General features: G+C 63.8%; 9 protein-coding genes. 6 read left to right on the forward strand and 3 right to left on the reverse strand.

The window, feature by feature from the left end:
- Positions 1 to 15: 15 nt before the first annotated feature.
- The 4 genes from WM2015_RS07545 (at position 16) to WM2015_RS07560 (ending at position 5,519) form a co-directional block, all read left to right on the forward strand.
- The gene (locus tag WM2015_RS07545) at positions 16 to 1,335 is read left to right on the forward strand and encodes an amidohydrolase (RefSeq protein WP_049725466.1); all 1,320 of its coding nucleotides are present in this window, start codon (positions 16 to 18) and stop codon (positions 1,333 to 1,335) included.
- Between the two features lie 26 nt (positions 1,336 to 1,361).
- Complete coding sequence (locus WM2015_RS07550) at positions 1,362 to 2,228, forward strand: cupin-like domain-containing protein (RefSeq protein ID WP_156200989.1); 867 nt, start codon at positions 1,362 to 1,364, stop codon at positions 2,226 to 2,228.
- A 93-nt stretch (positions 2,229 to 2,321) separates the two neighbouring features.
- A complete protein-coding gene (locus WM2015_RS07555) occupies positions 2,322 to 4,427 on the forward strand; it encodes a DUF7452 domain-containing protein (protein WP_049725468.1) in 2,106 nt (701 codons plus the stop codon).
- Positions 4,428 to 4,499: 72 nt separating this feature from the next.
- Positions 4,500 to 5,519 (forward strand): glycosyltransferase family 2 protein, encoded by a 1,020-nt coding sequence (locus WM2015_RS07560; RefSeq protein WP_049725469.1) that lies wholly within the window; start codon positions 4,500 to 4,502, stop codon positions 5,517 to 5,519.
- Positions 5,520 to 5,760: 241 nt separating this feature from the next.
- Here WM2015_RS07560 and arsS read toward each other — a convergent pair whose 3' ends face one another.
- The gene (gene arsS, locus WM2015_RS07565; RefSeq protein ID WP_049725470.1) at positions 5,761 to 6,723 is read right to left on the reverse strand and encodes an arsenosugar biosynthesis radical SAM (seleno)protein ArsS; all 963 of its coding nucleotides are present in this window, start codon (positions 6,721 to 6,723) and stop codon (positions 5,761 to 5,763) included.
- On the reverse strand, positions 6,716 to 7,546 hold the full coding sequence (locus WM2015_RS07570; protein ID WP_245609822.1) for a sterol desaturase family protein: 831 nt from the start codon (positions 7,544 to 7,546) through the stop codon (positions 6,716 to 6,718). The genes arsS and WM2015_RS07570 overlap by 8 nt, the downstream gene beginning before the upstream one ends.
- 335 nt (positions 7,547 to 7,881) lie before the next feature.
- Here WM2015_RS07570 and WM2015_RS07575 point away from each other — a divergent pair, with 335 nt between their 5' ends.
- On the forward strand, positions 7,882 to 9,180 hold the full coding sequence (locus WM2015_RS07575; RefSeq protein WP_082169551.1) for an APC family permease: 1,299 nt from the start codon (positions 7,882 to 7,884) through the stop codon (positions 9,178 to 9,180).
- A gap of 4 nt (positions 9,181 to 9,184) precedes the next feature.
- On the opposite strand, the gene WM2015_RS07580 is transcribed toward WM2015_RS07575, so the two are convergent.
- Positions 9,185 to 9,850 (reverse strand): TIGR04282 family arsenosugar biosynthesis glycosyltransferase, encoded by a 666-nt coding sequence (locus WM2015_RS07580; RefSeq protein WP_049725472.1) that lies wholly within the window; start codon positions 9,848 to 9,850, stop codon positions 9,185 to 9,187.
- A gap of 104 nt (positions 9,851 to 9,954) precedes the next feature.
- Between WM2015_RS07580 and WM2015_RS07585 the strand changes: the two genes are divergently transcribed.
- Positions 9,955 to 10,320: a hypothetical protein gene (locus WM2015_RS07585; RefSeq protein WP_049725473.1), complete on the forward strand. Its 366-nt coding sequence runs from the start codon at positions 9,955 to 9,957 to the stop codon at positions 10,318 to 10,320.
- Positions 10,321 to 10,354 lie beyond the last annotated feature (34 nt).

Here is a 10,354-nt window from a genome sequence, read left to right on the forward strand (position 1 = left end):
CTGCGAGGTTATTCCATGCACAAGTCAATCACTGCCTGCCTCGGCGTTCTGCTGCTCGCGTCGATTTCCGCTTCGTCCGTTCTCGCGCTGGATGCCGCCGAGTTGGCCGAGGAAGTCAACGCGGACGTGATCGAGTGGCGACGCGATATCCATCAGAATCCGGAACTGGGGAATCGAGAGTTCCGGACCCAGGCGCTGGTCGCCGAGCACATGGAATCGCTGGGCCTGGAGGTGCGCACCGATCTCGGTCATACGGGCGTCGTGGGCATTCTCCGCGGTGGTCGGCCGGGTCCGCGGATCGCCCTGCGAGCGGACATGGACGCGCTGCCGGTGACCGAACAGGTCGATCTGCCGTTCGCGTCGACCGTGACCACGGAGTTTCGAGGCCAGACCACGGGCGTGATGCACGCCTGTGGTCATGACGCGCACACGGCCATCCTGATGGGCGTGGCTCAGGCCCTGGCCAGCCGCAGGAGCGAGCTGTCGGGCGAGGTGATGTTCATCTTCCAGCCCGCCGAGGAAGGGCCGCCCGAGGGCGAAGAAGGCGGTGCCTCGCTGATGATCGAGCAGGGTCTGTTCGAGGATTTCCTGCCCGAAGCGGTGTTCGGGCTGCACGTGATCGCGGGCATCCCCTCCAACGTCATCGCGCTGCGCTCCGGGCCCTTCATGGCCGCGGCGGACAGCTTCCGCATCGTGGTTCGAGGCCGGCAGACGCACGGCTCGCGGCCCTGGGGCGGCGTCGACCCGATCGTCGCCGCGGCGGATATCGTCTCCACCGCGCAGACCGTGGTCAGTCGCAAGTCGGATCTGACACGAGCGCCCGTGGTCGTCAGCTTCGGTGCGATCCAGGGCGGCATTCGTCAGAACATCATCCCGGACCAGGTTGAGTTGATCGGCACCATCAGGACCTTCGAAGAGGACATGCGTGCCCGGGTCTTCGAGGAGCTCGAACGTATCGCCCGGCAGGTGGCCGCTGCCCATGGGGCCGAGGTCGACACGGAGATTCCCTGGATGAGCGGCTATCCCGTCACCCGCAACGATCCTGCGCTGACCGCGCGCATGTGGCCTACCCTGGAGCGTGTGGCCGAGGGTCGCGTGATCGAGATCCCGGCGATCACGGGTGCGGAGGATTTCTCCGAGTACGGCAAGCACGCACCGGCGATGTTCATCTTCGTCGGGGCGACACCGCCCGACCAGGATCCGACGAACGTGCCCAGCAATCATTCGCCCCTGTTCTTCCTGGACGAGGACGCCCTGCTGCTGGGGACCCGGGCCTTGCTCGGCCTGAGTCTCGACTATCTGCAGCCGCCCGAGCCAGCCGATTCCGCACCGTAAGGCCTCGTGAAAGGAGTGGCCGTTTGATGGAATTGACGAACGTCGAGCGTCGCTCAGCCCTTACGGCCGCTGCCTTCCAGGCCGAGTTCAAGCAACCGGAGCGCCCGGTGGTGCTCAGCGACCTGACCCGCGACTGGCCGGCGCGCGAGAAGTGGGGCCCGGGTTATCTGCGCGCCATTGCCGGCGATCGCGTGGTGCCGCTCTATGACAGTCAGCCCTCGAGGGGCCGCAAGCATCAGCATGCACCTGCCGCCCGCCTCAGTCTGTCGGAGTACATCGCTCGCCTGGAGCGGGGCGAAAACGATCTGCGCCTGTTCTTCTTCAATTTCCTGAAGGAGATTCCCGCGCTCACGGAGGATTTCAGCTACCCGGAACTGGGCCTGAAGTTCTTTCGCAGGTTGCCCGTGCTGTTCATGGGCGGGAAGGGCGCCCGTGTTCAGCTGCACTTCGATATCGATCTCGCCGACATCCTGCTCTGCCACTTCGGCGGACCGAAGCGGGTCGTGCTCTTTGCCCCCGATCAGACCCCTTGCCTGTACCGCGTCCCGTTTTCCTTCAGCGCCCTGTTCGATGCCGGTATCGATCCACCGGACTACGAGCGCTTTCCTGCCCTGCGTCACGCCAGGGGGCAGGAGGCGCTTCTCGAACACGGCGATGCGCTCTACATCCCGCCGGGCTATTGGCATTACATTCGCTACGAGGACATCGGCTTTTCGATGTCCCTGCGCGCCTTCCCGCGTCGGCCGGGCAATCTGGCGAAGATGATCTACAACCTGGCCGTATTGCGCAGCATCGAGGGCCTGATGCGCAGATTCATCGGCCAGGGCTGGAACGATCGAAATGAGCGCCTGGCCGTTGAACGCACGCACCGTGCCCTGGGCCTGCCTGGTTAGCGCTTCTCGATCGCGTCGCCAGGCGATGGCACGCAAGGTCCGGGATTTCCGTTCAACCACACAGGCCTTTCCTTGCTTTCAGGAGCACCTCACATGTCCTTTTGTCGTGTACTGCGACTGCCGTTCGCGGACTTTCATCTGCTATTCGGTCTGGCGCTCGTCTCGTCGCTCGTTTCGGAAGCCGCCGGAGTCACCCGGACCTGGCCGGGTGCTGCGCCTTGCAATGGCACGCTGCAAGCCTGCATCGATGCCTCGGCCAACGACGATACGGTACTGGTCGCCAGCAATGGCCCGATCGATGAGACGCTGACGATCAACAAGCGTCTGAATCTGCACCGAGCACCAGGCTTTCTGCCAAGGTTCTCCGAAGGTCGCTCGATCACGACAGGACCATCGGCCTGGCGTCTGAGCATCGACGGCCTGCGCTTTACCGGCGGCAGTATCCTGGCCAATCCGGCGGGCCCGGCGGAGATCGAATTCATCAACAATGTCTTCGAAGCAGGCGCTCAGGGCGGCGGACGAATCCAGATCCTGAACAACAACGTGAACCATTCGCTGTCGCTTCGGATCGAGAACAATCGACTGCTCGATCAGCGACGCACGGACGGCTTTCCCGTCCTCCGGGTGCTCAGTGCGGGCCTGACCACCGGCCGGATCGCTTTCAACCACATCGAGGCCCCCGAAGTGCTGTCGGGTCGGGGCATCGACCTGGATCTGGGGCCCAGCCTCAGCAGCAGCGTGGCGGTCTTCAACAATCGGATCCTCGGGGGCTTCGAAGAGGCCGCGATCCATCTGGGCTCCGATGAAGCCCTGATCACCGGCAGCTTCAGCAGTCTTGTCGTGCGTGCCATCGGCAATGTCCTCAGCTGCCCGGGACGGAACATCGGTGAGACCGTCGGGATTCGCTTCGCCACCCGCTTCGCCGCGACCTATACCGTGCAGTTCCTGAACAACACGGTGGTCGGTTGTTCCGACACCGGCCTCCTCGTGGATTCCGTTGTGGTCGGGAGCGATGTCAGCGGGGTGCTGAGCCAGAATCTCATGGCCGGCAACCTCTATCCGGCGATCGTCAGCGGCAACTACTCGGCCGACTTCCAGTTCGATCGCAATCTCGTCCATGACAACGGCTTCGTCGGGCTGCCACCGTCAGCGACCAACACGATCACCGCGGACCCCCTGCTGTTCTCGCCCGAAATGCCGCGCCCGGGTGCCGGCTCTCCGGCCATCGATGCCGCCAACGCGGCCCTCCTGCAGCTGGTGCTCGCCCAGGCCGGGCTGCCCCAGGTCGATGCGGACGGCCGTCGGCGAACGATCGGACCCGGACAGTTCGGCCTGGACATCGGCGCCTTCGAGTTCGGTGACCGGATTTCCCAGGCAAGCAAGAGCACACCCCCGGGGAACAACCTGATCGAACTCGACCTGCCGGGCGAACCCGGAGCCAGGCCGCAGGTGAGCAAGGTCTTCAATCCTTCACCCGGGAACAGCGTGGAGAACGCACTGCCGATGGCCGTCTTCGAGCTGGGGGACTGGTTCGCCTACGCCATGGGCGGCACCACTCCTCAGTCGGCAACGCTGAATCTCTTCGTGCCCGGGGTGCAGAGTGGCTTCGGATCCAACTACCTGCATGTCACGACGGCCGCCAACTCGACAGGCCCCGAGACACGTTTGAGCCAGACCTTCCTCAACGGTCGGGGTCCGGATCAGGCCGTGGTCCTGGCCACCGCCGCCTGGCAGGGTGGCACCGAAAACGCTCGCTTCACTGGCGTGACCTATGTCTGTGATCCGCTCGGCGCGCCGGGCTCACAGTGCTGGGCCGTGACCAATCTTGGGATCGGTGAGGCGATGCCCGAGGGTGTGGGCTTTCACGTCTATGCACAGGATCCCAGCCCGAATGCCTTTCGCCACCGGGTCGGCCAGAGCGGCTTGAACAATACGCGTCTCGATTATCACCCCATTCTCGGCAACGATCCCTTGCGTTGCGCCCGGCCTCAGGCCGCGGTCTTCCTGCCCAATTCGGGGCAGGCGGTCAATGCCGCCTGGGACTTCGAACACGATGGGGTGCGTAGCTGGACGATCTTCAGCTATGGCGGTCCGTTTCCGGCCAGTGCCGAGTTCAATGTCTTCGTCGATCAGCGCGCCTTCGAAGAGTGCGTTCTCAGCCGTCAGGATTCCCTGTTCGCGGATCGCTTCGAGGGTTGAAACGGGGCCGGTCTGTCGGGACGGGCCGGCTCCGATATACTCCGGCCTGTCCCTGGAATCGAGCCAGACCGCATGAGCGCCCCTTCGACGCCGGAACTGAGCCTGATCATCCCCTGCTTCAACGAAGCGGAGGGCATTGCCGGACTGGCCGCCGCCCTGGAGCCGGTGCTGGCCTCCCTCGATGCCGATGGGGTCGAGCTGGTACTGGTCGATGACGGCAGCAACGACAGCACGCACGCCGAACTACTGGCCTGGCGGGCACGTAATCCAGCCGTGCATCCGGTTCGGCTGGCGCGCAACTTCGGCAAGGAGGCCGCCATGACCTGCGGGCTCCATCTGGCCCGCGGCCGAGCGGTGGTGATCCTCGATGCGGATCTTCAGGATCCGCCGGAGTTGATTCCGCAGATGCTAGAGCGCTGGCGCGCGGGCGCCGATGTGGTGTTGGCCCATCGCAGCCTGCGCCCGGAGGACGGCTGGTTCAAGCGCGTCAGTGCCGCGGCCTTCTACCGCCTGATGGATGTGCTGGCCCATAACCAGGTACCCGCCAACGTCGGCGATTTCCGTTTGATGGATCGACGCGTGGTCGACGCGCTGCTGCATCTGCCGGAAAAGACCCGCTTCATGAAGGGGCTGATGAACTACGTCGGTTTCAAGGTCGAAACCATCGACTACATTCGTCCGGCGCGCTACACGGGCAGCAGCCGCTGGAGCGTCTGGCGGCTATGGAACCTGGCGCTGGAAGGCATCACTTCCTTTTCGACCGCCCCGTTGCGAGCCTGGGGCTATCTCGGCGTGGTCTTCGCCCTGATCGCGCTGGCCTATGCCAGCTGGATCGTGCTGCGCACCCTGATCTGGGGCGTGGACGTGCCGGGCTACGCCTCACTGGCCACCCTGATCCTGTTCTTCAGCGGCCTGCAGATGTTCTCGATCGGCATCCTCGGCGAGTACCTCGCCCGCATCTTCATCGAGACGAAGAATCGACCGCTCTACGTCGTCGAGCAACTCGACGGCTTCGAGCCCGAGTGGATCGAGGCGCAGGCGGAACGCGTCGTCGGCAATATCGTCCTGCCAAGGCAGGCCAGGAAGTCATGAAATCGGCGCTACGGACGTCCCGGCATCATGGCGCAGGAGAAATGGCGCTTAACCACGAAGGTCACGAAGGACACGAAGAACACGAAAGACAACAGGAAAGGGGGTGGCTACGAGTCGCTTGAACCCTCATCTCAGCGAAGCCAACCCAAACAAGACTTTCAATGGTTTTCTTCGTGCCCTTCGTGTCCTTCGTGGTTCCCAATCCGACTCTGCCTCTTACTCGGTACCTGGTTCGAGTGGATCAGTCGCTCAGGGCGCCGCCGCAGCTCGAGCCCTGGCCGGCGGTGCAGCCGTAGCAGTGGTTGCCGATCGCGATACGCTCGGGCAGGGGGGTATCGCCGAGCAGGTCGTTCAGGTGCGGGCGGTGTTCGTCCGCCCCGATGGGTAGATCGAGCATCTGGTTGAAGTCGCAGTCGTAGAGATAGCCGCGGTAGTCGACGCTGATCAGGCTGCGGCACATCACCGCCTTGAGGTTCTCGGGTCGATAGGCGTCCTTGAGCAGCTGCATGTATTCCTCGAACTCCCCCCTGGCGGCAAGAATGGCGCCGAAGCGTTTGATCGGCATGTTCGTGATCGTGAACAGCTGGTTGAAACGAATGCCGAAGTTCTCGCCGAGCAGGCGCTTGTAGTCGTCTTGCAGGGCAGCTTGCGGCGGCGGCAGGCTGGGGCCGAGCGGGTTGTAGACCAGGTTCAGTTCCAGGCCTGAATCCGGCTCGCCGTAGCCGAGCCGATTGAGGGTCTGCAGGGCCTTGATCGAGGACTCGAAGACGCCGTTGCCGCGCTGAGCATCGACGTTTTCCTGCGAGTAGCAGGGCAGGGAGGCGATGACCTCGATGCGATGCTGCGCAAGAAACTCGCCGACCCACTCGTAGCCTGGCTCTTCCATGATCGTCGGATTGAGTCGGTCCATGACGTGCATCCCACGACCCCGTGCCTGTTCGACCAGCCAGCGAAAGTCCGGGTTCATCTCCGGTGAGCCCCCGGTCAGATCCAGGCTGCGAACGGCGAACCTTTCGGCCACGGCCAGGGCGGTTTCCATGGTCGGGCGGTCCATCAATTCCTTGCGGGTCGGCCCGGCCCCGACGTGGCAGTGCAGGCAGGCGATGTTGCACAGGTAGCCGAGGTTCATCTGCAGGGTATCGAGCCGGTCGCGCCGGATCGCCGGAAAATCGGTGTCCTTCAGGAGGGGCCAGGTGTCACGCATCTCGAGGAGTGTCCTTTGAGGGTCGCTTGCTGGAACGGAACGGGTTGAGTAGCAGGGCCGTGAGACGCTGATCCTCGGGCCGCCGGAATTCCTTCAGCCCGATGATCATCCGGCGCTCGTCGTCGCGCGGCTCGGAACGATAGCTCATGAACAGGCGATCCCACAACGAGAGATGGAAGCCATAGTTGGAGTCGGTTTCCGGCTGCCAGCTGGAATGATGAATGCGATGCATCGATGGAGTCACGAACAGCCAGCGCAGGCGACGATCCAGTGAACGAGGCAGAGCAACGTCGGTATGGGTGAAGAGCGCCCCGGCCGCCAGCAGCATCTCGAAGACGAGCACGGCCACCGGGTGTGGACCCAGCATCCAGATCAGCCCCAGCTTGTAGCCCATGGACAGGGCGATCTCGAGCGGATGGAAACGCACGCCCGTGGTCACGTCGAAGCCGGTGTCGGCATGGTGGACGCGGTGCAGGCGCCACAGCCAGGGGATGGCATGCATCCAGCGATGCTGCCAGTAGATGGCCAGGTCCAGGATCAGTACCGCAGCGGGAATCGAGAGCCAGAGTGGCCAGTCAAGTCGAGCAAACAGCCCTCCGTTCTGCCCATGAATCACGACGGCCAGGCCGACCGCGAGCATCGGAAAGAGCACACGCAACATCAGCGTATCGATAACGGCAAGCGCGGCATTCGTCGACTGTCTGGCGGCCCATTGCCCGTCGCCCCGCGCCGGCCAGGCACGTTGTGCGAGGAGCAGCAGGGCCAGCAGCAGCGCAAAGACGCTCAGGCGCAAGGCGGGTTCGTGCTGCAGCATCCAGTCCATGGCGGCATGCTACCAGTTGCAGGATCAGTCGAGCCTGAAGATGCGGCTCGTGTCCTGTTCCTCGCACTCGAGGCTGAGCGGACTCGGGCCCGGGCTTGCCTGCGCTATGCTGAGGCAACCACCGGCGTCGCCAATCATGACTCGATGCTGCCGGGAAATCCGACGACCAGGGAGAACAGATTCGATGAAGACGACATTTCGGTGTGCATTGGCGCTGGTGCTTTGCTTCGGATCGCATTCCATGGCGCAGGCTCAGACCGGGGTTCCGCATCGCGGTGGTGGATCTCGACGCCGTGGTGGCCAAATGACGAATCGGCTCGCGCGGAGTGCGTTGGATGCATCGTAGCGGTAGTCAGGTCTCTTTCTGGTCCGCGGTGTCGATGGGCATCGGGGCGATGGTCGGCGCCGGTATCTTCGCGCTGCTCGGACAGGCCGGAGCGATGGCAGGCAGCGCGGTCTGGATTTCCTTTCTCATCGGCGGCGTGGTGGCCCTGCTCAGCGGCTACTCCATCGGCCGCCTGGGAGCACGCTACCCGTCGGCGGGCGGGGTGGTGGAGTATCTGGTCCAGGCCTTCGGGGTCGGCCGTTTCTCCGGCACGATGAGTGTGATGATGTACATCGGCTCTCTCGTCGCGGTCTCTCTGGTGGCTCGGACATTCGGTAGCTACGCCCACGCCATGCTCCCAGGAAACACGCCGAGCTGGCTGACCGAGCTGTTCGCCGTGGCGATCGTGCTGCTCTTCATGATGATCAACCTCGATGGCGCACGCGCCATGGCGCGGATCGAGAACCTGGTCGTGCTCGTGAAGATGCTGGTGCTGGTCGGTTTCGCCATCATCGGCCTGATCTTCGTGGATCTCGGCCGTCTCGCACCGAGCACGTATCCACCCGAGTCGATGATCTTCTATAGCGTCGCGGTGACCTTCTTCGCCTACGAAGGCTTCCGCATCGTCAGCAATGCCGCCGAGGACATGGAAGCGCCCGAGCGGACCCTGCCTCGGGCGATCATGACGGCGATCGGGCTGGTCATGGCCGTCTATGTGGCCATCGCCATTGCCGTGTTCGGGAATCTGCCCCCCGAACGAGTGCTCGAGGCCCAGGACTTTGCACTCGCCGAGGCAGCGCGGCCCATTCTCGGAAATCTGGGGTTCCAGATCGTCGCGGTGGCCGCCTTGTTCGCGACCGCTTCCGCGATCAACGCCAGCCTCTACTCGGTGACCAATGTGACCTATCGTCTGGCGACCCTGGGCGAGTTGCCGCGTGCCTTCGGCAAGCCGATCCGCCACAGCCGGGAGGGGCTGGTCGTGAGCTCCGCTCTGATCATCCTGCTGGCGAGCTTCTTCGACCTGTCGCAGATCGCAGCGATCGGGGCCCTGTCGATGCTGATCATTCATCTGACCGTCCATCTGGGTCATCTGCGCTTGCTGCGCGAGACCAGAGCCATGCCGGCGATGATCGTGGTGGCCATCCTGGCCAATGCGGCAACCATCGGCCTGGGCGTCTACCACCTGGCCAGGAGCGCTCCATGGTTATTGCTATGGATCGCCATGTTCTTTCTGACGGCCTTCGTGACCGAAGTGCTGCTGCACCGGCTGGCCGGTCGTGAAATCAACACGCGATGCCCTGAATCCTGAGGCGTCAGGTTCTCGGGAGCCAGGACCGCAATCGATCCGCGAGGGCCCTCTGGACTTCGGTCGGGGCCTCCAAAGACTCCAGTTCGGCCAGCACCCTTGGCTGGTCTTCGATCCGATCCAGATCCGTTCTTTGCGGCAGTCTCAACCAGTCCCCGTGGGCATCCATCCGCGACCGGAATGCTTTTCCGGTGCTGGAACAGCCGTAGTCCACATTCACCCAATCGGCTTCAGGCAAGGTTTGATTGGCCCCGAAAGTCCAGAACCCGCCGTCGCTGGCGGGACCCAGTACGAGTCGCGGAGCCTCGTTTTCGAGCCAGGCTGCCGCCTCTCGCAGCCAGGTCGGATCCCATTGCACCGTATCGGCGCCGAGGAGCAGGGCGGCGCCGTGTTCTTCGACGAGCTTGTGGTGGATGCGATGCATTCGCGAGCCCAGGCCGCCCTGGCCCTGGGGCAGGGTGGGAAGGCTCGACCAGAACGGATGGTCGAGAGCCTGGTCTTCGGCAACGGCAAAATAGACGGGACCGATCTCGGCAGTCTGCGCCAGTTCAGCCACTGACTGCGCGGCTGCGCAATGCCATTCTTCGGCGCGTGCGCGACCGATGCCTGCCGCGAGGCGGGTCTTGACCGGTGACAGGCCGGGCGTCTTGACGAAGATGGCGATCGCGGTCATGGCTGGAGCAGTCTAATGCAGAATCCTGACTCGAGTTGCGAAGCCTTCGCACCGCAAGGCGGCGTCGACTGCTACCTTCCGGGCTTCTTTGCGGGTCCGAATCGATGTCTGTTGCCAAGGCTCCAGGACTGCCGCCCGCGGGTCGTTTTGCGCTTGCCGCCGCATTGTGCTCGAGCCTGGGGCAAACCTCCTTCATCGGTCTGTTCGGCGCCGAGTTCCGCGCGGCCTTCGATCTGAGCCAGTCCGCGCTGGGCGCGCTGTACGGTGCGGCACAACTCGGAATGATTCGCGGCGTCTATGCGGCGCTGATGGTCCTGAGCACGGCCGCTGGTCCGGTGGGCCTGGGCCTGTTGTTTGACTGGCAAGTGTCTCTCCTGGCCATGGCGCTGGTCTACCTGGCTTATGCCCTTTTCATGCCGCTGTGGATGGTGCCCGGTATTCGAGCTTCAGCTATCTTTAAGCCATGCTAGGATACGCGCCGCAAGGGGCGAATCAGTAAGCAGG

It is taken from the genome of Wenzhouxiangella marina (assembly GCF_001187785.1).
Taxonomy (GTDB): Bacteria; Pseudomonadota; Gammaproteobacteria; order Xanthomonadales; family Wenzhouxiangellaceae; genus Wenzhouxiangella; species Wenzhouxiangella marina.

What these genes read in the sequence shown, in the direction of transcription:
- WM2015_RS07575 (WP_082169551.1), top strand. Translation starts at nt 7,882, where the DNA reads ATGCATCGTAGCGGTAGTCAGGTCTCTTTCTGGTCCGCGGTGTCGATG.
- WM2015_RS07545 (WP_049725466.1), top strand. Translation starts at nt 16, where the DNA reads ATGCACAAGTCAATCACTGCCTGCCTCGGCGTTCTGCTGCTCGCGTCG.
- WM2015_RS07555 (WP_049725468.1), top strand. Translation starts at nt 2,322, where the DNA reads ATGTCCTTTTGTCGTGTACTGCGACTGCCGTTCGCGGACTTTCATCTG.
- arsS (WP_049725470.1), bottom strand. Translation starts at nt 6,723, where the DNA reads ATGCGTGACACCTGGCCCCTCCTGAAGGACACCGATTTTCCGGCGATC.
- WM2015_RS07550 (WP_156200989.1), top strand. Translation starts at nt 1,362, where the DNA reads ATGGAATTGACGAACGTCGAGCGTCGCTCAGCCCTTACGGCCGCTGCC.
- WM2015_RS07580 (WP_049725472.1), bottom strand. Translation starts at nt 9,850, where the DNA reads ATGACCGCGATCGCCATCTTCGTCAAGACGCCCGGCCTGTCACCGGTC.
- WM2015_RS07560 (WP_049725469.1), top strand. Translation starts at nt 4,500, where the DNA reads ATGAGCGCCCCTTCGACGCCGGAACTGAGCCTGATCATCCCCTGCTTC.
- WM2015_RS07585 (WP_049725473.1), top strand. Translation starts at nt 9,955, where the DNA reads ATGTCTGTTGCCAAGGCTCCAGGACTGCCGCCCGCGGGTCGTTTTGCG.
- WM2015_RS07570 (WP_245609822.1), bottom strand. Translation starts at nt 7,546, where the DNA reads ATGGACTGGATGCTGCAGCACGAACCCGCCTTGCGCCTGAGCGTCTTT.